This window comes from Yoonia sp. (assembly GCF_046292185.1).
In the GTDB taxonomy this organism is placed as follows: domain Bacteria; phylum Pseudomonadota; class Alphaproteobacteria; order Rhodobacterales; family Rhodobacteraceae; genus Yoonia.
The window spans coordinates 23,179-44,722 of the sequence record NZ_JBKBQY010000002.1 but is presented as its reverse complement, the minus strand read 5'-3'; the positions used below and the strand labels follow the sequence as shown (position 1 = coordinate 44,722).

The 21,544-nt window shown below is 60.0% G+C and carries 25 protein-coding genes and 1 tRNA gene; 10 read left to right on the top strand and 16 right to left on the bottom strand.

All coding sequences use genetic code 11. The features are described 5' to 3' along the window. Nucleotides 1–58: 58 nt before the first annotated feature. The 3 genes from ACK4TM_RS00910 to ACK4TM_RS00900 form a co-directional block, all read right to left on the bottom strand. Nucleotides 59–892 (bottom strand): sugar transferase, encoded by an 834-nt coding sequence (locus ACK4TM_RS00910; RefSeq protein ID WP_409695295.1) that lies wholly within the window; start codon nt 890–892, stop codon nt 59–61. A gap of 385 nt (nt 893–1,277) precedes the next feature. Continuing rightward, a tRNA-Thr gene (locus ACK4TM_RS00905) sits at nt 1,278–1,353 on the bottom strand. A 104-nt stretch (nt 1,354–1,457) separates the two neighbouring features. Next, nucleotides 1,458–3,113 carry an ABC transporter permease gene (locus ACK4TM_RS00900; RefSeq protein WP_409695292.1) on the bottom strand — a complete coding sequence of 552 codons (1,656 nt, stop codon included), beginning with the start codon at nt 3,111–3,113 and terminating at the stop codon, nt 1,458–1,460. Nucleotides 3,114–3,193: 80 nt separating this feature from the next. Between ACK4TM_RS00900 and ACK4TM_RS00895 the strand changes: the two genes are divergently transcribed. After that, nucleotides 3,194–4,075, top strand: coding sequence for a hypothetical protein (locus ACK4TM_RS00895; protein WP_409695288.1), 882 nt, complete (start codon nt 3,194–3,196; stop codon nt 4,073–4,075). Between the two features lie 184 nt (nt 4,076–4,259). Here ACK4TM_RS00895 and ACK4TM_RS00890 read toward each other — a convergent pair whose 3' ends face one another. After that, nucleotides 4,260–4,520: a DUF2312 domain-containing protein gene (locus ACK4TM_RS00890; RefSeq protein ID WP_322895091.1), complete on the bottom strand. Its 261-nt coding sequence runs from the start codon at nt 4,518–4,520 to the stop codon at nt 4,260–4,262. Between the two features lie 81 nt (nt 4,521–4,601). Between ACK4TM_RS00890 and ACK4TM_RS00885 the strand changes: the two genes are divergently transcribed. After that, nucleotides 4,602–4,844: a hypothetical protein gene (locus ACK4TM_RS00885; protein ID WP_409695285.1), complete on the top strand. Its 243-nt coding sequence runs from the start codon at nt 4,602–4,604 to the stop codon at nt 4,842–4,844. A gap of 19 nt (nt 4,845–4,863) precedes the next feature. On the opposite strand, the gene ACK4TM_RS00880 is transcribed toward ACK4TM_RS00885, so the two are convergent. Further along, on the bottom strand, nt 4,864–5,178 hold the full coding sequence (locus ACK4TM_RS00880; protein ID WP_409695281.1) for an ArsR/SmtB family transcription factor: 315 nt from the start codon (nt 5,176–5,178) through the stop codon (nt 4,864–4,866). 87 nt (nt 5,179–5,265) lie between these two features. Here ACK4TM_RS00880 and ACK4TM_RS00875 point away from each other — a divergent pair, with 87 nt between their 5' ends. The 4 genes from ACK4TM_RS00875 to ACK4TM_RS00860 are packed head-to-tail and all read left to right on the top strand — an operon-like array spanning nt 5,266 to nt 7,443. Beyond that, nucleotides 5,266–6,129 carry an MBL fold metallo-hydrolase gene (locus ACK4TM_RS00875; RefSeq protein WP_409695278.1) on the top strand — a complete coding sequence of 288 codons (864 nt, stop codon included), beginning with the start codon at nt 5,266–5,268 and terminating at the stop codon, nt 6,127–6,129. A gap of 18 nt (nt 6,130–6,147) precedes the next feature. Further along, nucleotides 6,148–6,573: a YeeE/YedE family protein gene (locus ACK4TM_RS00870; protein WP_409695275.1), complete on the top strand. Its 426-nt coding sequence runs from the start codon at nt 6,148–6,150 to the stop codon at nt 6,571–6,573. Further along, a complete protein-coding gene (locus ACK4TM_RS00865; RefSeq protein WP_409695272.1) occupies nt 6,573–7,007 on the top strand; it encodes a DUF6691 family protein in 435 nt (144 codons plus the stop codon). Before ACK4TM_RS00870 ends, ACK4TM_RS00865 begins: the two co-directional genes overlap by 1 nt. Nucleotides 7,008–7,017: 10 nt before the next feature. Next, nucleotides 7,018–7,443, top strand: a complete 426-nt coding sequence (locus tag ACK4TM_RS00860; protein WP_409695269.1) for a TIGR01244 family sulfur transferase — start codon at nt 7,018–7,020, stop codon at nt 7,441–7,443. A 90-nt stretch (nt 7,444–7,533) separates the two neighbouring features. On the opposite strand, the gene ACK4TM_RS00855 is transcribed toward ACK4TM_RS00860, so the two are convergent. From ACK4TM_RS00855 to ACK4TM_RS00830, 6 genes are all read right to left on the bottom strand, one after another. Further along, nucleotides 7,534–8,277 carry a class I SAM-dependent methyltransferase gene (locus ACK4TM_RS00855; protein ID WP_409695266.1) on the bottom strand — a complete coding sequence of 248 codons (744 nt, stop codon included), beginning with the start codon at nt 8,275–8,277 and terminating at the stop codon, nt 7,534–7,536. 209 nt (nt 8,278–8,486) lie between these two features. Next, nucleotides 8,487–9,461, bottom strand: a complete 975-nt coding sequence (locus ACK4TM_RS00850) for a FliM/FliN family flagellar motor C-terminal domain-containing protein (protein ID WP_409695263.1) — start codon at nt 9,459–9,461, stop codon at nt 8,487–8,489. Between the two features lie 51 nt (nt 9,462–9,512). After that, a complete protein-coding gene (locus ACK4TM_RS00845) occupies nt 9,513–12,185 on the bottom strand; it encodes an ATP-binding protein (RefSeq protein ID WP_409695260.1) in 2,673 nt (890 codons plus the stop codon). Then, nucleotides 12,185–12,454 (bottom strand): hypothetical protein, encoded by a 270-nt coding sequence (locus ACK4TM_RS00840; protein ID WP_409695257.1) that lies wholly within the window; start codon nt 12,452–12,454, stop codon nt 12,185–12,187. Before ACK4TM_RS00840 ends, ACK4TM_RS00845 begins: the two co-directional genes overlap by 1 nt. Continuing rightward, a complete protein-coding gene (locus tag ACK4TM_RS00835) occupies nt 12,451–12,819 on the bottom strand; it encodes a response regulator transcription factor (RefSeq protein ID WP_409695254.1) in 369 nt (122 codons plus the stop codon). The genes ACK4TM_RS00840 and ACK4TM_RS00835 overlap by 4 nt, the downstream gene beginning before the upstream one ends. 82 nt (nt 12,820–12,901) lie before the next feature. Next, on the bottom strand, nt 12,902–14,209 hold the full coding sequence (locus tag ACK4TM_RS00830) for a helix-turn-helix domain-containing protein (RefSeq protein ID WP_409695251.1): 1,308 nt from the start codon (nt 14,207–14,209) through the stop codon (nt 12,902–12,904). Nucleotides 14,210–14,413: 204 nt separating this feature from the next. On the opposite strand from ACK4TM_RS00830, the gene ACK4TM_RS00825 reads away from it, so the two are divergent. The 4 genes from ACK4TM_RS00825 to aat all read left to right on the top strand — a co-directional run bounded on the left by ACK4TM_RS00825 (nt 14,414) and on the right by aat (nt 17,341). Next, nucleotides 14,414–14,716 carry a hypothetical protein gene (locus ACK4TM_RS00825; RefSeq protein ID WP_409695248.1) on the top strand — a complete coding sequence of 101 codons (303 nt, stop codon included), beginning with the start codon at nt 14,414–14,416 and terminating at the stop codon, nt 14,714–14,716. 138 nt (nt 14,717–14,854) lie between these two features. Next, nucleotides 14,855–15,340, top strand: coding sequence for an acetyl-CoA carboxylase biotin carboxyl carrier protein (gene accB / locus ACK4TM_RS00820; RefSeq protein WP_409695245.1), 486 nt, complete (start codon nt 14,855–14,857; stop codon nt 15,338–15,340). A gap of 8 nt (nt 15,341–15,348) precedes the next feature. Continuing rightward, the gene (accC, locus tag ACK4TM_RS00815; RefSeq protein WP_409695242.1) at nt 15,349–16,695 is read left to right on the top strand and encodes an acetyl-CoA carboxylase biotin carboxylase subunit; all 1,347 of its coding nucleotides are present in this window, start codon (nt 15,349–15,351) and stop codon (nt 16,693–16,695) included. Between the two features lie 70 nt (nt 16,696–16,765). Then, nucleotides 16,766–17,341: a leucyl/phenylalanyl-tRNA--protein transferase gene (gene aat / locus ACK4TM_RS00810; protein ID WP_409695412.1), complete on the top strand. Its 576-nt coding sequence runs from the start codon at nt 16,766–16,768 to the stop codon at nt 17,339–17,341. Here aat and ACK4TM_RS00805 read toward each other — a convergent pair. The 5 genes from ACK4TM_RS00805 to folE2 all read right to left on the bottom strand — a co-directional run bounded on the left by ACK4TM_RS00805 (nt 17,269) and on the right by folE2 (nt 21,473). Beyond that, entirely contained in the window at nt 17,269–17,661 is a 393-nt protein-coding gene (locus ACK4TM_RS00805; protein ID WP_409695239.1) for a DUF2155 domain-containing protein, read from the bottom strand. The two genes, aat and ACK4TM_RS00805, sit on opposite strands and share 73 nt — an antisense overlap. A gap of 7 nt (nt 17,662–17,668) precedes the next feature. Beyond that, nucleotides 17,669–18,052, bottom strand: a complete 384-nt coding sequence (locus ACK4TM_RS00800) for an NADH:ubiquinone oxidoreductase subunit NDUFA12 (RefSeq protein ID WP_409695236.1) — start codon at nt 18,050–18,052, stop codon at nt 17,669–17,671. Nucleotides 18,053–18,219: 167 nt separating this feature from the next. Next, nucleotides 18,220–19,485: an ATP-dependent Clp protease ATP-binding subunit ClpX gene (clpX, locus tag ACK4TM_RS00795; protein ID WP_409695233.1), complete on the bottom strand. Its 1,266-nt coding sequence runs from the start codon at nt 19,483–19,485 to the stop codon at nt 18,220–18,222. A gap of 135 nt (nt 19,486–19,620) precedes the next feature. Continuing rightward, complete coding sequence (locus ACK4TM_RS00790; protein ID WP_409695230.1) at nt 19,621–20,241, bottom strand: ATP-dependent Clp protease proteolytic subunit; 621 nt, start codon at nt 20,239–20,241, stop codon at nt 19,621–19,623. Between the two features lie 131 nt (nt 20,242–20,372). After that, complete coding sequence (gene folE2, locus ACK4TM_RS00785) at nt 20,373–21,473, bottom strand: GTP cyclohydrolase FolE2 (protein WP_409695227.1); 1,101 nt, start codon at nt 21,471–21,473, stop codon at nt 20,373–20,375. Between the last annotated feature and the right edge of the window lie 71 nt (nt 21,474–21,544).

The window sequence follows — 21,544 nt, the reverse complement described above, 5'->3', positions numbered from 1 at the left end:
CAGTGAAAGTGCATTTTGGCATAATTTGCTCCGTGGTAGTCTTGGTTGATCGGGCGCGTCAGTAGGCGCCGCGACCAAACAAGGCGACCGGGACGGTCTTGAAAATAACCTTCATATCCATCAGCAAAGAGCAGTTGGACACATAATATCTGTCCAGCGCGACACGGCGTTGATAGCCGGTATCGCTTCTGCCACTGACCTGCCACAGCCCTGTCAGGCCGGGGCGGGCACGCAGATAATGACGCAGGGAAGGGCCGAATTTCTCCAGCTCTGTTTCCTCGACCGGGCGTGGCCCGACAAAGCTCATCTCGCCGAACAGGATGTTGAAAAGCTGGGGCAGCTCATCGACGCTGTACTTGCGCAATATCTGGCCCAAAGGCGTGACCCGCGGATCGTTCTTGAGCTTGCGGTGCAAAAGCCATTCACGTGCCGCTTCCGGGTTTTCGATCAGATAGCGCTGCAGATAGGCTGCGGAATCCGGCCGCATGCTGCGGAACTTCCAGCATCTGAACTTCTTGCCGGAACGCCCGACCCTTATATGCCCGAAGAACGCAGGCCCTCCGTCAGAAAAATGTATTGCCAGCGTCAGCCCGATCAGCAGCGGCGACAGCAAGATGCAGGCGACAAGCGCCAGAAACACGTCGAATGCGCGCTTCATATGGCCCCCGCAGGGTATGCCGTCGATTGGTTGGAAGGAGGACGAAACCTGTCGCAGCGTCATAACGCTGTCGTGGCTCGCCTGAAAATTCTGAAACTTCGTCTGGTGCGAATCCGGCATAAACTTACCTATTATAAATAATTGAAAAACGGTCGAACAAAAAATAATCAGCGGGCTCTTTGACGTAATCTCGTCCAAGCCTTCTTGCGCTACCTTTGATACAGCTTCCACCATATTTCAAACATTTTTATGTCATATTCGTCCTTGACATCGGAAGAATGTAGCAATTTTTCGACTTTTGTTCACCAAGTGAGCGGGAAATGGGCAGCATGAGCGGACAAGGCAACTTCCGAGGCACCGGAACCCGGCCGCTCTGTGCCATTTGGCACGAATCGAAACCGCTGATGGGGGGCACCACGCGGCGACGCCGACTCGGTCGCTGAAAACCCGGATCTGTCGGGTCCCGCCGAAGGTCGCGAAATGCGACCTGCCGCATCCGGGCTGCCGCCGTGATATTATGTCTTCTTTATGGTAAATTTGTGGCGCGGCACAAATGCGCCAGCGCATGAGCGACGCATCATCGTGATGGCGTCGAACCGGCGATAGACAGAAGAAGTGATGGTGCCCCCACACGGACTCGAACCGCGGACCTACTGATTACAAATCAGTTGCTCTACCAGCTGAGCTATAGGGGCACTGGTACCGGGCAAACGCCTTCGGTTGCGGGCGTATAGCAGGGGAAAACGCACTCTGGCAATGCCGATCTGACGTTCATCGTGCAAATAATTCCGCGCCCGCCCTAGCGGTTCGCCCGGGCAAGCAATCCGACCGCCAAAAGCCCCACAAGCGTGATCATCATCGCCGCCGGTGCCGCCTCTGACAGGTTTTCAAGCGAGGCTTTCGCATGTACCCGTGTCGCCAGCGTTTCATAGTTGAACGGTCGCAGCAGCAGGGTGGCGGGCAGTTCCTTGACGATATCGACAAAGACAAGCAGCAGGGCAGATCCCATCGACGCGCGCACCAGTGGCAGATGTATCGCGCGCAGCGTGCCGCCTGCGCTGCGCCCGAGCGAGCGCGCGGCCATCGGCAGGCTGGGCGGGACCCGGCCCAGCGCCGCATCCGCTGTGCCCTGGGCGATGGCAAAGAACCGCACCACATAGGCCAACACCAATGCCGCCGCCGACCCGGTAAAGATCAGCCCCGGATCGTCAAAGCCCATGGCGACCATCGCATCGGCCAGCCGGTTGTCAAAGGCCGCCAATGGCACCAGAATGCCAATACCCAGCACCGCACCGGGCGCGGCATAGCCGATGGCCGTCACCGGCATCAATTGTCGCGGCAGGCTGTGGCGCGACATGCGCACGCCGTAAACCATGAACACGCCCCCGACCACTGTCACCACCGCAGCGATCCCGCCGACGGTGACGGTATGGATGATCGCGTGGTGCAGCCCCGGTGCGACCCACATGTTGGCGTCGAATGCATGGCCGAGGATCACGGTCACCGGCAGGATAAAGCCCAGCAGCACCGGAAACGCGCAGAGGGCGGTGGCGACCCATGCCTTCCAGCCGGTCAGGGATTCCGGCGTGACCGGGCGGGTGCCGCGCGCTGATCCGAAAACGCGGATCTTGCGGCGGCTCAGCTTTTCCGCCAGCACCAGCAGGATGATCACCGCCAGCATTGTCGTGGCCAGTTGCGCGGCACCGCCCAGATTGCCGCTTTGCAGCCAGACCGAAAAGATACCCGTGGTCAGCGTCTGCACCGCGAAATAGGCGACCGTGCCGTAGTCGTTCACGGTTTCCATCATCACGATCGCAACGGCTGCCGCGATGGCCGGACGGGCCAGCGGCAGGCCGACCCGGAAAAACCGCCCCCAGGCCCCTGCCCCCAGCGCGCGCGCGACTTCAAACGCCGCGCCCGATTGTTCGCGGAACGCCGCGCGCGCCAGAAGATAGACATAAGGATAGAGTGCCGCGCTCAGCACGACGATGGCGGCCTCGCGTGTCCGGATCGCAGGAAACCAGTAATCGCGCGAAGATTGCCATCCGAACGTGTCGCGCAGTGCGGTTTGCACCGGTCCCGCATATTCGAGAAAATCCACCAATGCATAGGCCCCGACATAGGCCGGCACCGCCAGTGGCATCAGCAGCGCCCATTGCAGCACGCTGCGACCGGGGAACCGGTACATCACCACCAGCCAAGCGGCACCCGTCCCCACCACCGCGGTGATTGCACCGACACTGAACATCAATACCGCCGTATTGGACAGATAGCGCGGCAAGGTCGTGCGCAGCAGATGCGGCCATATATTTTCGGTTGGCGTCAGCGCAAACCAGATCACCGCGAAAATTGGCACCATGACCATCGTCGCAATCAGCAAGGCACCGACGGACCAGGGGTCAATCCGGCGCCGTCGTCGTCTGGCGTTGTAAATCTGACTTATTTGATCGGACATCAGCAGGGTCTAGTCGAAACGGGTTTTGCTGTCCAGATTGCCCGCTATGATATAGAGCAGCCAAAAACCAAGGATGGCCCATGCAGATTGCCTTTCACATCGGCGCGCATTGCACAGACGAAGACCGTTTACTGAAATCCCTTCTCAAGAATAACGACAGCCTGTTGCAGCAGGGGATCGCGGTGCCCGGCCCCGGAAAGTACCGCAGCCTGATCCGCGAGACGATTCAGGGCATGGCCGGCACCCCCACGAACCCGGACACGCGCGATATCTTGCTTGATGCGATTGTCGCCGCTGACGATCTGCGGCGGCTGGTGCTGAGTAATGATAATTTTATCTGCGTTCCCAACCGGATCGTCGAGCATGGCGTGTTCTACGCGCAGGCCGAGGCCAAGACCCGCGGCTTGCACCGCCTGTTTCCGGATGACGAGATCAGCCTGTTCATGGCGATCCGCAATCCCGCCGCATTCCTGCAGGACGCCCTGCCCAATGTGAAGATTCAGGATCTGGGTGCGTGGATGGGCATGCTGTCGCCCGAGGAAATCCGCTGGTCCGATGTAATCCGCCGGATCAAGCAGGGCGCCCCCGACACGCCGCTGACAATCTGGTGCGACGAAGACAGCCCGCTGCTGTGGGATCAATTGATCCACCGGATATGCGGCGTTGAACCGCAGGGCGGGCTGACGGGCGGGCTGGACCGGATAGCAGGATTGCTGAGCCCCGAAGGCATGACCCTTCTGACGGAAAAGCTGGCGCAGTCCGGGGATATCACCGCTCCGCAGCGCCACGAGATCATCGCCGACGTCTGGGCCGATCATGCGCTGACTGCGCAGATTGAACAGGACATCGACCTGCCCGAACTGGATGCAGCGACAGTCGCGCATATGAGTGCGGCGTATGAAGCTGATCTGGCGGTGATCGCCGCCATGCCGGGGGTCGAGCTGTTGCTACCGTTCAGATAGCGCGGGCGAGGAAGACGCAGCACATGTATTTTGCGCAAGATAACGAATGCCTCCCCGCGGGGCAGGTTTCGCCCGTCTTCCCCGCGAGGAAGGTCGGCAATGCGTGATATCACCGGCTTACGTATATATATGGTTCATCTGCGTTAACGTGGGCCAGCGCGCCGCGCGATGCGGAACCCCCCGGTTAAGACATGCCCAAAGCGGACATATAGAGGTCCATCACCGCTTCTTCTTCGGCCAGGTCGTTGGCGTCGCGCTTGCGGATCGCGATGATCTTGCGCAGGACCTTGGTGTCGTAACCACGGCCCTTCGCCTCTGCCATGACTTCTTTCTGGGCGTCGGCGATGTCTTTTTTCTCGGCTTCCAGACGTTCGAACCGTTCGATGAACTGGCGCAGTTCCTCGGCGGCGACGGATGATGTTGTTTCGGTGATTGAATCGTTCATGGCGCTCTCCTCGCGGGGTTGGGGTGTGTTAGCTGCTGGCCTGATGGCCCGCAACCCTTGCACCGCGTCCCTGCCCGCTCTATGGCAGGCAAAACAGCGGAGAGTTTGATGGAAATCCTTGTCGCAATCGGTGCTGGCCTGTCGGCTGTCGGCCTGCTGGGAATTATCTACAGCATCCTGACTGTTGTGAAAGCCAAACGCGCCAACCTCTCGGACGAGGATATGCGCGTCAAGATGTCCAAAGTGCTACCAATCAATCTGGGCGCGCTCTTCATCTCGGTCATCGGGCTGATGACAGTCGCGCTGGGTCTGATGCTGGGCTAAGATGCGGCCTGCGCCGCTATTACGCCGGACAGAAAATATCGTAGATCCGTTCCAGCAGGGGCCGCACACGCGGGTCTGCGAGATGATAGCGGATGTTGCGCCCATCCCTGATCGCGGCGACCAGACCTTCGCTGCGCAGGCGCAATAGCTGGCCGGACACGTAAGACTGACTGGCACCCAGCGCTTTTTCGAGCTGTCCCACCGACATGTCACCCGGCACAAGCGCGCATAAAATCCGCAGACGGCCGGGATTCGACAGCGCCTTGAGCAATTCCGCCGCCTCTTGCGCGGCGGCATCCATCGGATCGACTTGAAAATCAGTGACTTGGTCCATAGCAGCACCTTAAATGGCATCTTTAAACATTTCAACATTGAAATGTTACGAGCAGTGCTTATTGTCTTTCGACAAAGGAGAATCAACATGAAACCCGACGTGAAAGCCTTTTTCGATGAGGCCACCAATACGATTTCCTATGTCCTGCGGGAACCTGCGGGCAGCAATTGCGCGATTGTGGATTCAGTGCTCGACTACGATTCTGCCGCAGGGCGGACCGATACGTCATCGGCGGACGCAATCATCGCGTGGATCAGGGACCAAGGGCTGAACGTGGCCTGGATTCTGGAAAGCCATGTGCATGCGGACCATCTGTCCGCAGCGCCCTATCTGCAGGACCACTTGGGTGGCAAGATCGGCATCGGGGCCAATATCACCTTGGTGCAGGACACATTCGGCAAGATATTCAACGAAGGCACCGCATTCCAGCGCGACGGGTCACAATTCGACGTGTTATTCGCGGACGGCGATACATTTCATATCGGACAGATGCGCGCCGACGTGCTGCACACCCCCGGCCACACACCGGCCTGCCTAACCTATGTGATCGGCGACGCCGCCTTTGTCGGCGATACGCTTTTCATGCCCGATTTCGGCACGGCGCGCTGCGATTTTCCAGGCGGGTCGGCGGAGGATCTTTACCGCTCGATCCAGAAAATCCTGTCCCTGCCCGACGAGACCCGGATCTTTGTCGGACATGATTACAAGGCACCTGGGCGTGACGACTTTGCCTGGGAAACCACGGTGGGCGAGCAAAAGGCGATGAATGTCCATGTGGGTGCCGGCAAACCGCTGGAGGAATTCGTTTCCATGCGCAACACCCGCGATGCACAATTGGGGATGCCCCGGCTGATCCTGCCGTCGCTGCAGACCAATATGCGCGCTGGCCACCTGCCGGAGCCGGAAGACAACGGCACACGGTATTTCAAAGTGCCGATCAACCAGTTGTAAGCAGTTCGGGGGCCTCGGATGCAAATTGAATGGATCATAGGCCTGATCGGCGGTGGGCTGATCGGACTGGCAGGGGCGATTTTCCTGCTGGTCAACGGGCGCGTCATGGGGGCGTCGGGCATCATCGGCGGATTGGTCGATGGCAGCGGGCGCGATGACCGGGCCGAACGCGCGGCGCTGCTGGCGGGGCTGTTCATCGCACCGGCCATCATGGCCTTTGCAATCGGCGGGGCGCAGACGCATCTGACCGGCAATTTTGCGGTCGTCATCGCGGCGGGTCTGCTGGTGGGGGTCGGTACAAGGCTTGCCAATGGCTGTACCTCTGGCCATGGGGTCTGCGGAATTTCGCGCCTGTCGCTGCGCGGAATCGTCGCGACCGTGTTTTACATCGGGGCCGGTGGTCTGACGGTGGTGGTGTTCAGGCATCTGCTGGGGGCAATCTGATGCGCGCTGTCTTTGCTTTTCTGACGGGCTGTCTTTTTGGCATGGGCCTGCTGATTTCCGGCATGACTGACACAACCAGGGTGCAGGGCTGGCTGGATGTGTTCGGCGACTGGGACCCGACGCTGGCCTTCGTGATGGGCGGGGCGATTATACCCATGGCCATCGCCTGGCGGTTCACCATCGGGCGCAAGCTGGTGCTGGCGGTGGCCTTTCCCACCCCGCCGCAACCGCGGATCGGGCGCAATCTGGTGATCGGGTCGACGATGTTCGGGATGGGCTGGGGTCTGGCAGGGTTGTGCCCCGGACCAGCGATTGCCTCGCTGTCCTATGGTGGTATCGGTGGGCTTGTCTTTCTGGCCGCGATGCTGGCAGGTATGGTGCTGACACCGGGGCTACGCATCAGGATCGACCGCGCCCTCGCCGCCGCAGCATAAGGACAAGACCATGGACATCCGCCATATCACCCCCGATTACGCCGTCAGCCCGCAAATCAGTGCCGAGGATATCCCCGCCATCGCCGCCGCCGGTTTTACCAGGGTCATCTGCAACCGGCCCGACGCAGAGGTGCCGCCATCGCATCAGGCCGCCGCAATTGAAGCCGCAGCAAAGGCTGCCGGGCTTGACTTTGCGATCAACCCGGTGACGCATCAGACGCTGAACATGGATATGGTCGCGGCGCAAAAGGCGGCATCGGAAGGCGCCACCGGGCCTGTGCTGGCCTATTGCGCGTCCGGCACACGGTCGTCGATTGTCTGGTCGCTGGGGCAAGCGGGGCAAATGCCGACGGATGAAATTATCGCAGCGACCGCCAAGGCGGGCTATGATCTGGCGGGCATGCGCGGACAGTTGGACGGGTTGGCGCGGGGGTGAGGGTGTGTGGCTGCTTTGACTGCCATCTTGCGCCCGGCGTACTACACCGGCACGGGGACGTATTCACAAATATCGCCCCCCGTAAGGCCGTTATGCAGCTTTCATGAACATGATGCGATCAGCGCTTCCGTTGGCGGCTTTCGCAAGATGGCGGGCAAAACCAAATTTTGAAATTTCGGGCAGCGCCTCAGCAAACTTTCGTGCCCGCAAATCAAGTATGACCCGACCTTCAGCGGAAAGGGCCTTGTCATAAAAATCGAGGTAAGTATCCCACGGATAATGAAATCCGCAGGAAATAAAGCTGAAGATGTAATCAAGCTCCTTGATATCAGACAAACTGTCCGTCTGTGGATTCCGCAGTTCGATCGAACCAGCCTCCACACCGTTTGCGATCAAAAAATCACGGGTCTGCGCGAGGCTTGAATAGGCCGCACCTTCTTTTTCAAAGCCAAAATGGCGTTTTTCATTCGCCTCGATGTCGATGAGCACCAAATCTGCATCGTATTCGCGCGCCAGAAAGAGATCAAACAACGCGTAGCCGCAGCCAATATCAGCAACTTTGCGCGGCGCAGGGCTTGTCAGGAAAGGTTTCATTTTCTGAAACTCAAGATAAATAAATGCGGCGGCGCGACGGACCAACTCATCGGCACCGAGCTTTTCGACCAGATCAAGCAGGGGCGCATCGTTGCCGTTGACCCAAGCCTTGATAAATCGGTTGGGTTTTGGCTGGTCCCGAATAATTTCTGAGCGTTGCAAAACAAGGTTCACCATATCATTGACCCCAAGATTATGGGCCTTTATGCGCGATACCTCCGGGCTGTCCATGGCTTGCATAGCGTCTTGAAATGTAATCATCCGTCATCTTTACCAGTCAAACCATACCACCGTTTACACTATCTGAGACCATTCCGCCTACTGGTCAACCTGTAATTCAGCGAGCTTTCGACGTAAAATCTCCTGCACATAGAGCTTCGCGATGCGTTCCCATGCGAAATAGTTCGTCAACCGTTTTTGAGAGTACCAAAACAGCCAGATTTATGCGCCTAGGTACTTACAATCATTTTGTCCTTTTCGTTCGTGGCCAGTGCGATTGGAATTGGAGCGTCCACATCCCCACCCTCCACCACCAGATCCTGCATCTGCGCCACGGTTTCTCCCTCAACCCGGATGGCGCGTTTGCCGCCCATCTGCCCCAGTTTCGCGCGCGCCACGCAGCGCCCGTCCGGTGCGATCAGCCGGACCGAATTCACCGTGCAGCCCGGCAAAGGCACCACCTGCCCGACGTGCAACGCCTGCGCGTCGCCCAGCGGCATGGTGAACCGGTGCAATCGCGCCATCAGGCTTGCCGGTGCATCCTGCACCGCGGCGGCAAAGGCGCTGTCCCAATCGACCGCCGGTGCCGGGGCGACCGGTGCCGGCGCCGCGCGCTGGATCAGGGGCAATGCCAGCAACACCTCGCCCTGCCGGTCGGCGTGGCCCAGATCGACGTTCATCCGCAAAACGCGGTAATCGCCGTCCGCGAGCAGCAATCCTGCCAAGCGGCTGTCGGCCAGACGGTCACCCAGGGTGACATCATCGACCCAGCCTTCATAGCCGGTGCCGGTCACGGCGGGCGGCAGAGCGGCCAGAAAGGCGGCCAAAAGCGGATCGCAAAGCGCCTTGTCCGTATCGGTGGCCAGGCGATCCTCGGCGGGTTGGTCGATGAGCCGTCCCATGGTCTGTATTTCCAGCATCGCGCCGCGCAACTGCATGTCCACCGCCACAAAGCCCGCCAGTTTCCCGCGCCGGTCCAGCCCGACCAGCATCAGCCCCGGATCAAGTCCACCCACCAGATCGTCCAGCCGCCCGACATCATCGGCGGTGCTGGCCACAGCGAGCACCAGCCCGCCCGCGTCTGACGCTGCCTTGACCAGCGCCAGACGCACCGCACGCGATGTGGTCAGTGGGCTGGCGGGGGGCGCGGCAACAGATTGCCGCGCCATTCGCCGCAGAATGGAGGTTTGTGAACGTTCAGTCATATGCCTGCCATGTGTTTGACCAACCTTACACCGGCAGAGGTTACGATTTCCCTAAGATGTGACCGGCAGGATCACCCGAAATGCGGTCCCCGAGGTGCCCGGCAGATAGATGATGTCGCCCTCCAGCCGGTGCATGATCTCGCGGCAGATAGCCAGACCAAGGCCCGCGCCGCCGGCCTTGGCTTCATCCGCCAGACGCGAGAATTTTTCAAAGATCAGTGCCTGATTCTGCGCCGCGATCCCGATGCCGTTGTCGAGAAAATCGATCCGGTGCTGCCCTTGTGCACGGCTGACACGGATCGTCAGGGTGGGCTTTTTCGCATCGCAATATTTGGCCGCATTGGAAATCAGGTTGATGAAAACCTGCACCAGCCGGTCCAGATCGGTGGTGATGCTGATCTGTTCGGCGTTGCTGTCGCGCAGCACCGTCAGATTGCGGTCATGAAGCCCCGCCGCCGCCACGGCCCTGTCAAGCAGGGCGGACAATTGCCCGGTCTGCCGGTGCAGCACGACCTGCCCGTTTTCCAGCACCGACAGGTCCAGCAGATCGTCCAGCAGCCGCGACAGCCGGATCGATTCGTCCTGAATGATCCCGGCATAGCGGCTTTGATCGGCAGGCGGCAGATCGACATCGCGCAGAATTTCCGAAAACGACCGGATCGAGGTCATGGGCGTGCGCAATTCATGGCTGATCTGGCTGAGGAATGCGTCTTTCTGGATCGACAGCGCGGTCAGTTTGGCATTGGCGTCGCGCAGGGCGCGCGCGGTGGCTTCCTGTTCGGCGGATTTCGCCTCTAACTGATTGGAATATTCAAGGATCTGTGCCGCCTCATCCGCCACGGCGATCAGGTCTTCGACCGACACACCGCTGCCCCCCGTCAATTGCCCGATCATCGCATGGGCGGTGGCGGCCCCGACCGAACCGCCCAGTTCGCGTTCCAGCCTTGCGATGAAATCGGGCGTGGCCTTGGGCAATTGACCGGGGTTGCCCTGACGCCGGGCCTCGCGTTCGAATATCCGCTGCGCCTCGGTCCGGCCGATGATGCGTTGCGACATCAGCAACAGGTCTTCGGCATCGGCGACGGGGCGTGACCATGTGCGCATCCCTGCGGAATGGTCGAACACATTGACGAATTGCGCGCCTTGAAGACGTTCCAGCGGGGTGGGAAAGGTGACCAGCGATAGCCCGATGAAAGCTGCAGAATTCAGCAGCATGGACCACAGGATGCCATGCACCAGAGGATCGATGCCGCTGATCCCGAACAGGGCCTGCGGGCGCAGCCAGGGGATGCCGAAAGGCCCGTCCTCCATCACCTGCACCGGGATCACCGCGCCGGGGCCGAAGCTGGGCAGGAACATCGTCCAGCCCCAGACCACAAGCCCGGTCAAAAGCGCCGCCGCTGCCGCAGGCCGCGTCGCGCCGCGCCAGAAAATGCCGCCGATCAGCGCGGGCAGCACCTGCACCGAGCCTGCGAATGAAATCAGCCCGATTGCAGCCAGCGCCGTGCCGCCGCCCGACAGGCGGTAATAGACGAACCCCAGCGCCAGCACCCCCGCGATCGACAGCCGCCGCGCCAGCAGCGTCAATTGCCGCACATCGCCCGACATCGCGCCTTGCTGATCATCCTGCAGCGCCAGCCAGAGCGGGACCACGATATGATTGGACACCATGGTTGCCAGTGCGATGGTCGCCACGATCACCATGGATGTGGCGGATGAAAAACCACCCAAAAAAGATAACATCGCCAGTCCGTTGGCACCCTGACTTAAAGGAAGAGTCAGCACGAACAGATCCGGGTTGCTACCTGCGGGCATCAGTTCAAGCCCCATCACGGCGATGGGGACGACAAACAGGCTCATCAAGAAAAGATAGGTCGGGAAGGCCCAGCTCGCGATGCGCAGATGGGCTTCGTCATCGTTTTCAACAACCATGACCTGAAACATCCGTGGCAGGCAGATAAAGGCCGCGGCAGAGACAAAGATCAGCCCGGCCCAGCGGCTAGCGTCCTGATCCCACAGGTCCAGATCGCTGGCGTCGATCCGCGCCATCATCTGTGCCGGGCCGCCGCCCAGCCCCCAGACGACGAAGATACCGACGGCGATCAGCGCGAAAAGCTTGACCACAGCCTCGACCGCGATGGCCATGACGATACCGTGGTGGCGTTCATTGGCGTCCAGATTGCGGGTGCCGAAGAGGATGGTAAAGACCGCCAGCCCACCCGCAAACCACATCGCGGCGCGGGCGAAATCAAGGTCGGTCCAGGCGGGGCCTTCCGCCTCGGCAAAGACGGCCAGCGACAAGGTGACGGATTGGATCTGCAGCGCGATATAGGGGGTCGCCGCGACCACGGCGATCAGCGTCACGATCACACCCAGCCTGCGCGATTTGCCAAAGCGCGATGAAATCAGATCGGCAATCGAGGTGATCCTTTGCGCCCGCCCGATCCGCACAAGCCGACGCAGGATCCACCACCAGCCGACCATCACCAGCGTCGGCCCCAGATAGATCGTCACAAACTCCAGACCCGACCGCGCGGCATAGCCGACAGCGCCGTAAAACGTCCATGCCGTGCAATAGATGCTGAGCGACAATGTATAGATCACGGGGGATCGCAGCCAGTTCCCCTGGCCTGCCGCCGCCCGCTGTTCGGCCAGAAAGGCCACGGCAAACAGCGCCGCGACATAGCTGAGCGACACGACAATCAGGATATTGAACGAAACCATCAGCCGGTCGCGTCGTCTTTGGCAGGGCCATCGTCGCGCAGCACCCGCGACAGGACAGCCGCCAACCCGATCAGCAGCACCCAGACCGCGAAAATATAGGTGATCGTGCCTGCGTTCGACGGTGCCTCTGGCCCGTCAGGTTGCCACAAAAGCGGGATCAGCCACAGCACCGCACCAAGCACCGGCAGAAACCGCGCCGCATCGCCCAGGCGGCGTTGCCGGTAACTGGCCCGTTCCAGAAACACCGGCGTTTTGGCGGGAGGTTTCATACGTTCATCATGCTGCGCACGTAATCGCGCATTTCGGTGTTGGAAAAGGGTTTGGTCATGAAATGGTTGGCCCCGAGCCGCAGTGCCAGTTCGCGGTCTTTTTCCTGCCCGCGCGCGGTCAGCATCATCACCGGGATATCTTTGGTAACATCGGTGCTGCGCAATTCGCGCAAAATCTCGAACCCGCTGCGCCCAGGCAGCATCACATCCAGAATGATCATATCAGGTGGCAAACCCAGCACCTTGGCCATCGCGCTTTGCCCATCCTGATGCGTATGCACCGTCCAGCCGTCGCGCGATAAGATAAAGCCGATCGCCTCGATGATATTCGGCTCATCCTCGATCAGAAGGACACGTTTGCCCATCTCATCGCCTCCCCATGTCTTTGCACGGCGCTTGGCGCGCCTGCTCCCCTTGGGCGGACTATCACCCTTTCGCCGCGGGGTGTCAAAGCGTGGTTGCCAGCCCGGCAATCGCAGGTTCGCGGCGGCTGGGGCAAGCGCTGCGCGGACAGATGCGGCAGGACACGCCCACAGGAACCGGCGACGCCGGCGACACCGGCACGGCAATGGGGTCAGGTAGCACCAGCATATAGCTGCGCAGCACCGGCGGCAGGTCGAAATGATGCGCGCTGACAGGCGTCGCGACAGCATAGCACAACAGATGCTGCGCCGCCGGGCCAGGCAGCACAGCTTCGGCCCGCAAGGGTTGGCTTGGCCGGCTGAGCGCCCCGAAAAGCGGCCACAGCGGACAGGCCCCGCCGGTGACAGGCATCGCGAAACCCGGCACCGGTTTGAGATAGATCAGCGCGCCCGAGGCATCGCAAACCGCCAACCCCATCGGCGGATGGCCTGCACCGGGCGGCAGAGAGGGCAAGCGCCGCAAAACCTGCGCGAAATCAACGCCAAATTGCGCGGCAAGCTTCGCGGGGTCATAGTCATGCTGCACACAAGCCTGCGTGAATGACACCAGCGGGAGGGCCTGCGTGTCCTCTGCGTATTGCCGCGCAATCCCCGTCAGCAACGCCGCCGCCGCCCCGGTCAGCCCGGATTGCGCCACGATATCCGCCACATCTCTACTGCCATCTTCCAGCCCGCCCAGATGGTAGCTATTCTGCGCAAGATAGCCATCGACCTGCCCCATCGGCGTTTCAGGGGATTGGCCCGCCTCCTGCGGGGTTTCAAGATAGGCGATCAGCGCTTCGCTGCTGGTGCCAAGGCGCAGCGCATCGTTATGGATATTTTTGTGAAAACGGCGCTGCCAATCCGCGTCGATCTTTTCCTGACTGACAAGGATCGCTGCGGTGGAACGGATCGCTGTCACTGCCGAAATCACATCATGCAGCGCGCTCGCCAGAAACGGGTCATGCATCATGCGGTCCGACAGGGCGCGCACCCGTTCGTCCATCACCGCAAGGCGGCGGGATTGTTGCGCAATCAGCGTGGCCCAGCCCGGAAAGCGGGTGGCGAGTTCCTCTGCGCGCGTCACCTCTGCCCTGTCGCCGATCAGGCTGGCCGCGGCGCGCAACTGATCCAGCAGGTCGGTATCGGCCCCATCCGACAGGGCTGTTGCATCGACATCCAAAGCGCGCGCCAGATCGGACAAAAGCTTGCCGCCGATCCGGCGGCGGTTATGTTCGATCAGGTTCAGATAGGACGGCGATATCCCGACAGATTGCGCAAGTGCTGCCTGCCGCATGCCCAGATCGATGCGCTTCTCGCGGATTCTTGTGCCGGTTAGTCTGTCTGTGGGCATGATGTCCTGCCTGTTCGCATCAGGTGATAGTGGGGCAGCATCGACGTATTGACAAGATTTACTGATTGCCTGTCACGGATTTGACTTGCCTGCGCTGGCAACCCCAGTGCGTAAAATCCGAATCATTTCCGGGCCGTCCGCTTAACGTTCAAGTAAGGTTTCGTGCAGAAAATATGTGTGAAGATCAACTCATGGACCAAGACAATGACCCATTCCTTGTATTTGACGCCAACCCTCTTTGTCGCCTTGCCCTATCCCACAGATGGACACCGCACGGCAGAGCACGCCCTTCCCCCCATACAGCCCGCGCCGGATATTCCACCTTTGCCGCCTCAACGGCCCTATCTGGCGCAGGCGATCGCGGCCCAGTTGCAGGGCGGCGATTTTGTCAGAAAATTCGGTGAAATCCTGCCCGACGACCGCGTACTGCGGCCCTATGGGACGCCGATGCTGCCAGCAGAAAAAACAGACGACACGCATGACACGCCCAAACCAAGCGGTGATTAAGACTGCCAGTTGACGCGAGGTTGCGCATTTTACGCCTCTGCCGCTTCCCACCTTGGCCAGCTTACCCTATAAGCAGGCAGGATATGATAAACCCGCATCAGGCGGGTAACAAACGATGGGCAATGGGCCGAGGATCACATGAGCAACAAAACCTCTCACGAAAGCGATGTCAGCTTTATTCAGGCATTGGCAGAACTGCTGCGTAAGAACGACCTGACAGAATTGCAGGTCAAGCGGGATTACGGCGAGAATGACAGCCTGAACGTCCGCGTCAGCAGACAAACGCAAGTGATGATGCAGGCCGCGCCATCTGCTCCGGCGCAGCAGGCCCTGGCGGGCGCAACATCGGCCCCTGCCCCTGCCACCGCAGATACCGATCCGGCTACCCTGCCCGGCGTTGTCGCCTCGCCCATGGTCGGCACGGTCTATATGTCGCCCGAACCGGGTGCCGCCGCCTTTGTCAGCGTGGGTCAATCCGTCCGCGAAGGCGACACGATCCTGATCATCGAGGCGATGAAGACGATGAACCACATTCCGGCCCCCCGCGCCGGCACGGTCAAGCGCATTCTGGTCGAAGACGGCGGGCCGGTCGAATTCGGCGCGCCACTTGTGATCATCGAATAGGCCGCAGCATGTTTGATAAAATCCTGATTGCGAACCGGGGCGAAATTGCCCTGCGTGTCGTGCGTGCTTGCCGCGAGATGGGTGTCAAATCCGTCGCGGTCCATTCCACCGCCGACAGTGACGCGATGCATGTGCGCATGGCGGATGAGGCGATCTGCATCGGCCCCCCGTCATCGGCGCAAAGCTATCTGTCGTTCCCGGCGATCATTTCAGCCTGTGAAATCAGCGGCGCGCAAGCGATCCACCCGGGCTATGGCTTTCTGTCGGAAAACGCGGCCTTTGTGCAGGCGGTCGAGGACCACGGGCTGACTTTCATCGGCCCCACCGCCGAACATATCCGCGTCATGGGCGACAAGATCAGCGCCAAGGACACGATGAAAGCGCTGGGTGTGCCCTGCGTGCCCGGATCGGATGGCGGCGTGGCGACACTGAAGGACGCGCAGCGCATCGGGGCCGAGGTTGGTTATCCTGTCATTATCAAAGCCACGGCAGGGGGCGGCGGACGCGGCATGAAGGTCGCGTTGGCCGCCGAGGATATGGAAAAGGCGTTTCATTCCGCCCGCGCCGAAGCAAAATCCAATTTCGGCAATGACGAAGTTTATATCGAAAAATACCTGACCACGCCGCGCCATATCGAGATTCAGGTCTTTGGCGACGGCAAAGGCAACGCCGTGCATCTGGGCGAGCGCGATTGTTCGCTGCAGCGCCGCCACCAGAAAGTATTCGAAGAGGCCCCCGGCCCCGCCATCACACCCGAATTGCGGGCGCGGATCGGCAAAGTCTGCGCCGATGCGGTGGCTGCGATCAACTACATCGGTGCCGGGACCATCGAATTCCTGTTCGAGAACGACGAATTCTTCTTTATCGAGATGAACACCCGCCTGCAGGTCGAACATCCGGTGACCGAAGCGATCTTTGGCGTCGATCTGGTGCGCGAACAATTGCGCGTCGCCTCTGGCCTGCCGATGTCCTTTACGCAGGACGATCTGAAGATCAACGGCCACGCGATCGAGGTGAGGATCAACGCCGAAAAACTGCCCAATTTCGCGCCCTGCCCCGGCACGATCACCCAATATCACGCGCCGGGTGGTCTGGGCGTGCGAATGGACAGCGCACTTTACGATGGCTACCGGATCCCGCCCTATTACGACAGCCTGATCGGCAAGCTGATCGTGCATGGCCGCGACCGGCCAGAGGCTTTGGCGCGGCTGGCGCGCGCCTTGGGCGAGTTGATCGTGGACGGTGTCGACACGACCATTCCATTGTTCCATGCGCTGCTGGCAGAACCAGCCGTTCAGACCGGGGATTACAATATCCACTGGCTGGAACATTGGCTGGAAACCAACCTGAACTGACGTGAAGGACACGGACCCCCCCTTGACCCCGGCGCTTGTGCTGCAAGCCTACCGGCTGGGGGTGTTCCCCATGTCCGAAAGCCGCGACGATCCGGACATCTTCTGGGTCGACCCAAGGATGCGCGGCATCTTCCCGCTGGATCGATTCCGGATCAGCCGTTCGTTGGGCCGGACGATGCGGCGCGGTCATTTGCGTGTTACCGTGGATCGCGATTTCGAAGGCGTCGTGCGCGGCTGCGCCGACCGCGACGACACTTGGATCAATCCAACAATCCATGCGCTGTATCTGGATCTGTATCTTCAGGGCCACGCCCACGCGATCGAGGTCTGGCAGGATGATAAGCTGGTCGGCGGTGTTTACGGCATCTGCATCGGGGCCGCGTTTTTCGGCGAAAGCATGTTCAGCCGCGCCACAGATGCATCAAAGGTCGCATTGGCGCATCTGGTGGACATGTTGCGGCGTGGCGGTTTTCAGCTTTTCGATACGCAATTCCTCACGCCGCATCTGCAAAGCCTTGGTGCCGTGGAAATCCCGCGCGCCCGGTATCACAGATTACTGGCGCAGGCCGTCGTTCAGTCCGCGACATTCCCGTCCGAGGTATCTTCGACCATGGATGTCATACAGCGCAACACCCAGACATCGTAACGCGAATGGTCCAGCGCGTTCAGCGCGGGCGATGACGCCAGCATCCAGCCCGAAAAGATCGGCGTCACGGAATCGCGGAAATGGATGATCAGCCGCGCAAAACCGTCCCCCGCGACATTTTCTGCCGGGTAACGGCATTCGCCCAAGGTGATCGACAAGGCACCGACATTTTCGGTCTGTCCGTTGGCAAGTGTCAGGTCGGTGATATCGCCCGTCAGCCGGTCCAGTACGCGGATTTCCCCGCCTGCACCGGTCACAACCTGTTGCGCCGCCAAGGGGGCAGCAAATGTCAGGCAGGCAAGAACGGCAAACAGGCGCATCACGTGGCTATTCAGGCGACCAGGCTTCGTAATCCTTACGCTCGACCGGGGGGATGCGACGCAGGGATCCCGCAGGCGCGTATGCCCCGGGCGTACCGGTCAGATTGGGCTGATGCGGCTTCTGCCAAGGTTTTTGCGGCAAGGCCAGTTCGGTCGGCGGCTGGTCCCATGTCCGGTGCAGCCAGCCATGCCAATCGGGGCTGACGCGGGATGCTTCCATCTCGCCGTTGTAAATCACCCAGCGGCGGCTGTCGTCGGCATTGCGGTAATAGATATTGCCCTGCGCATCTTCGCCTACCTTGGTGCCCGTCCGGCTGGTCCAGAGCTGGGTGCCATAGGTCTGACCGTCCCACCAGGTAAAGATGCGTTTGATTGAATGACCAAGGCCCATGCTGCGTCTCCGGTAAACTTGTGGGTTTCATGCCCTATCGCGCGTGAAAGGTCCAGAGCAGAGGCTGCGGCCATGCCAACCGCCCTTCGAAACGACTTGTCTCTCGCTTTGTAAAAAATACTCCCGCCGGAGGCTCCGACAGATCGGAAACCACCGACGCAGATTTGTTAACCCGCAGTCGCGGATTCTTTCTTTTTCACATCGTCATGGATCATTAACGGTGCCACGTCTGAATTGACCGCCTCTTCGTTCACGACGACTTCGGTCACGGTGTCCATGCCGGGCAGGTCGAACATCGTGTCCAGCAGGATACCTTCCATGATCGACCGCAGGCCGCGCGCGCCGGTCTTGCGTTTGATGGCGCGTTTGGCGATGGCGGTGAGGGCGTCATCGGTGAAGGTCAGCTTGGTGTTTTCCAGCTCGAACAGGCGCTGGTATTGCTTGACCAATGCGTTCTTTGGCTGGGTCAGGATGGTGATCAGCGCGTCTTCGTCCAGATCGGTCAGGGTCGCGATCACGGGAAGGCGGCCGACAAATTCCGGGATCAGGCCGAATTTCAGCAGATCCTCAGGTTCGAGATCCTGAAACACCTCGCCGATGCCACGTTCTTCGACGTCTTTCACGTCCGCGCCAAAGCCCATACCGGACCCTTTGCTGCGCTGCGCGATGATCTTGTCGAGACCGGCAAAGGCCCCGCCACAGATGAACAGGATATTGGTTGTGTCCACCTGCAGGAATTCCTGCTGCGGATGCTTGCGCCCGCCCTGCGGCGGCACAGAGGCAACGGTGCCTTCCATGATCTTCAGCAGCGCCTGCTGCACACCTTCGCCCGATACATCGCGGGTGATCGACGGATTGTCGGACTTGCGCGTGATCTTGTCGACCTCGTCGATATAGACGATGCCGCGCTGCGCGCGTTCGACGTTATATTCGGAGGCCTGCAGCAGTTTCAGGATGATGTTCTCGACATCTTCGCCGACATAGCCTGCTTCGGTCAGCGTTGTCGCATCAGCCATGGTGAAGGGCACATCAAGGATTCGCGCCAAGGTTTGCGCCAGCAAAGTCTTGCCGCAACCGGTCGGGCCGATCAGCAGGATGTTGGATTTCGACAGTTCGATATCGGATTTATCGGCGTGATTGAGGCGTTTATAATGGTTATGCACGGCGACCGACAAAACGCGCTTGGCATGGATCTGCCCAATCACGTAATCGTCCAGCACATTACAGATTTCCAACGGCGTCGGCACGCCTTCGCCGGATTTCAGTCCCGAGGCTTTGGTTTCCTCGCGGATGATATCCATGCATAATTCAACGCATTCATCGCAGATGAACACGGTGGGTCCCGCGATCAGCTTGCGCACCTCGTGCTGGCTTTTGCCGCAGAAGCTACAGTAAAGGGTGTTTTTGCTGTCGTTTCCGGTCGTCGTCGCCATATCAAACCTCTTGGCCTATTGGCCCGCCAAAACCTGCCGGGCTGCCTTGTAACAACACTAGGACAGCCCGTCCGGGTCCACAATGTCAAAATGACCACTGCTTTGGTCACTTTTTCAACATGAACCTAGCCTCTTTTACTCGCTGGATTTTTCGCGATTGACCACGATTTCGTCGATCAGACCCCAGTCCTTGGCCTCTTCGGGGGACATGAAGTTGTCACGCTCCAACGCGGCCTCGACCTTTTTCAGGGGCTGGCCGGTGTGGTGGACGTAGATCTCGTTCAACCGGGTCTTCAGCTTCTGGGTCTCTGCGGCATGGATCATGATATCCGTCGCCTGCCCTTGATAGCCGCCCGATGGCTGGTGAACCATGATGCGGCTGTTCGGCAGCGAGAACCGCATGCCAGGGTGACCGGCCGTCAGCAAAAGCGACCCCATCGAGGCCGCCTGCCCGATCACCAGCGTGCTGACCTTGGGCTTGATATACTGCATCGTGTCATAGATCGACAGGCCGGATGTGACGACACCGCCGGGGCTGTTGATATACATGCTGATTTCTTTTTTCGGATTTTCCGATTCCAGATGCAGCAATTGCGCGACGACAAGTTGGCTCATCCCGTCATGGACGGGACCGTTGACAAAGATGATCCGTTCCTTCAGCAGGCGCGAAAAGATATCATAGGCGCGTTCGCCGCGCGCGGTCTGTTCCACGACCATGGGAACGAGGTTCATATAGGTTTCAACGGGGTCTTGCATGTTCATGCCTCTCTGCTGGACAAAAGTCCGACTTCATCATTCCGCCTGACACTATGCGCGGGCGCGGGGGGCTTCAAGGGCTGGCGGGCGTAAGGTGGAGCTTGATCCACCTTACAGTTAACCCGCAAAAGTTAACCGACGTGAAACAGCGATGCGAACAGCCGTGGGTCCAGGCTTTCTGCCGCAAAGGTTGGTCCTTCGGTCAGCACCGACACCGCATCATGGCTGTGCAGGCTTTCCTGATGGCTGGCGATCACCCGAAAATCCGACACCCGCGGTTCCATCTGCAATTGTTCGGTGAACAACCGTGCCGCATCTTCGACAAAGATCGGATTGGCGGCGTTGAGTTCCGCGAATGCCTGTTCATCCTCGCGCTTGACCATGACCTGCGTTTCCGTCGGCACGGCGGCGCGGGCACGGTCGATCAGATCCTCGAACCACAGGCAGGGGCCGTCTTCGACCAGCACCGATATCCGCGCGACAGAGCGTTGCGAATGCGGTGTAGCCAATTGTCCGCGAAACTGGCGCGCGTGTTCAGACAATTCCAGCGAACAGGGGCAGGTCGAGGAATAGACATAATCCAGATGCACGATCTTTTTGCGCACGCCCGCGCTTTCCACCAGTTCCAGCGCGATATCGTAATATTGATAACCTGCCAACCTCGACCGCAGGCTTTGCACCTTCATCGGGAAACTGAACCGCATCTGGATGCGGGCATCGAAACTTTCCAGATCGGATTTATAGGCATCCAATGCGCGTTCGATGACCTCAAAACTGAAGGTTTCCTCGGCATGTTTGTAGAATGTCCGCATGATGCGGGACATGTTGATGCCTTTCTTCTCCGCCTCCAGCGACACGGTGCCGGTCACGGATGTTTCCAGCGTCAGGTCACCATTGTCGCGGGTCCGAAACCGGATCGGAAGCCGGAAATTGGAAATGCCGACATGCTGAATCTGCTGCTGCGCGCCTTTGATCAGGCTGGACGGGCCGTTCTGCAAATCGGGCATCGAAGCCTTATAGGCATCGTCCACCGCGAAATCCTCTGGATAGGCGCGGGCCAGAGCGGGATAGTTCGACACCTCCTGCCCCGGGATCAGCCGCGAGACCAGCGGGTCGAGCGTGGCGATCTCTTCCGGCGATACATCGACGGCCCAACGGCGCAACAGCGCCAGTGCCGCCTCTGCCTCGGACCGGGTTGGCTGGCGGTCTAAATCGCGCGCGTGAATATTCATATCGACACCCTCTTGTGGTCTATCCGCCTTCGGTAAATGGCGCGGATAATCCGTCTGTCCAGCGATGCTAT

What these genes read in the sequence shown, in the direction of transcription:
- folE2 (WP_409695227.1), bottom strand. Translation starts at nt 21,473, where the DNA reads ATGAATATTCACGCGCGCGATTTAGACCGCCAGCCAACCCGGTCCGAG.
- ACK4TM_RS00890 (WP_322895091.1), bottom strand. Translation starts at nt 4,520, where the DNA reads ATGAACGATTCAATCACCGAAACAACATCATCCGTCGCCGCCGAGGAA.
- ACK4TM_RS00800 (WP_409695236.1), bottom strand. Translation starts at nt 18,052, where the DNA reads ATGGGCCTTGGTCATTCAATCAAACGCATCTTTACCTGGTGGGACGGT.
- clpX (WP_409695233.1), bottom strand. Translation starts at nt 19,485, where the DNA reads ATGGCGACGACGACCGGAAACGACAGCAAAAACACCCTTTACTGTAGC.
- aat (WP_409695412.1), top strand. Translation starts at nt 16,766, where the DNA reads ATGTCCGAAAGCCGCGACGATCCGGACATCTTCTGGGTCGACCCAAGG.
- ACK4TM_RS00870 (WP_409695275.1), top strand. Translation starts at nt 6,148, where the DNA reads ATGCAAATTGAATGGATCATAGGCCTGATCGGCGGTGGGCTGATCGGA.
- accC (WP_409695242.1), top strand. Translation starts at nt 15,349, where the DNA reads ATGTTTGATAAAATCCTGATTGCGAACCGGGGCGAAATTGCCCTGCGT.
- ACK4TM_RS00885 (WP_409695285.1), top strand. Translation starts at nt 4,602, where the DNA reads ATGGCAGGCAAAACAGCGGAGAGTTTGATGGAAATCCTTGTCGCAATC.
- ACK4TM_RS00895 (WP_409695288.1), top strand. Translation starts at nt 3,194, where the DNA reads ATGCAGATTGCCTTTCACATCGGCGCGCATTGCACAGACGAAGACCGT.
- ACK4TM_RS00835 (WP_409695254.1), bottom strand. Translation starts at nt 12,819, where the DNA reads ATGGGCAAACGTGTCCTTCTGATCGAGGATGAGCCGAATATCATCGAG.
- ACK4TM_RS00910 (WP_409695295.1), bottom strand. Translation starts at nt 892, where the DNA reads ATGGTGGAAGCTGTATCAAAGGTAGCGCAAGAAGGCTTGGACGAGATT.
- accB (WP_409695245.1), top strand. Translation starts at nt 14,855, where the DNA reads ATGAGCAACAAAACCTCTCACGAAAGCGATGTCAGCTTTATTCAGGCA.
- ACK4TM_RS00900 (WP_409695292.1), bottom strand. Translation starts at nt 3,113, where the DNA reads ATGTCCGATCAAATAAGTCAGATTTACAACGCCAGACGACGACGGCGC.
- ACK4TM_RS00845 (WP_409695260.1), bottom strand. Translation starts at nt 12,185, where the DNA reads ATGGTTTCGTTCAATATCCTGATTGTCGTGTCGCTCAGCTATGTCGCG.
- ACK4TM_RS00855 (WP_409695266.1), bottom strand. Translation starts at nt 8,277, where the DNA reads ATGCAAGCCATGGACAGCCCGGAGGTATCGCGCATAAAGGCCCATAAT.
- ACK4TM_RS00860 (WP_409695269.1), top strand. Translation starts at nt 7,018, where the DNA reads ATGGACATCCGCCATATCACCCCCGATTACGCCGTCAGCCCGCAAATC.
- ACK4TM_RS00840 (WP_409695257.1), bottom strand. Translation starts at nt 12,454, where the DNA reads ATGAAACCTCCCGCCAAAACGCCGGTGTTTCTGGAACGGGCCAGTTAC.
- ACK4TM_RS00875 (WP_409695278.1), top strand. Translation starts at nt 5,266, where the DNA reads ATGAAACCCGACGTGAAAGCCTTTTTCGATGAGGCCACCAATACGATT.
- ACK4TM_RS00865 (WP_409695272.1), top strand. Translation starts at nt 6,573, where the DNA reads ATGCGCGCTGTCTTTGCTTTTCTGACGGGCTGTCTTTTTGGCATGGGC.
- ACK4TM_RS00830 (WP_409695251.1), bottom strand. Translation starts at nt 14,209, where the DNA reads ATGCCCACAGACAGACTAACCGGCACAAGAATCCGCGAGAAGCGCATC.
- ACK4TM_RS00825 (WP_409695248.1), top strand. Translation starts at nt 14,414, where the DNA reads ATGACCCATTCCTTGTATTTGACGCCAACCCTCTTTGTCGCCTTGCCC.
- ACK4TM_RS00790 (WP_409695230.1), bottom strand. Translation starts at nt 20,241, where the DNA reads ATGCAAGACCCCGTTGAAACCTATATGAACCTCGTTCCCATGGTCGTG.
- ACK4TM_RS00880 (WP_409695281.1), bottom strand. Translation starts at nt 5,178, where the DNA reads ATGGACCAAGTCACTGATTTTCAAGTCGATCCGATGGATGCCGCCGCG.
- ACK4TM_RS00850 (WP_409695263.1), bottom strand. Translation starts at nt 9,461, where the DNA reads ATGACTGAACGTTCACAAACCTCCATTCTGCGGCGAATGGCGCGGCAA.
- ACK4TM_RS00805 (WP_409695239.1), bottom strand. Translation starts at nt 17,661, where the DNA reads ATGCGCCTGTTTGCCGTTCTTGCCTGCCTGACATTTGCTGCCCCCTTG.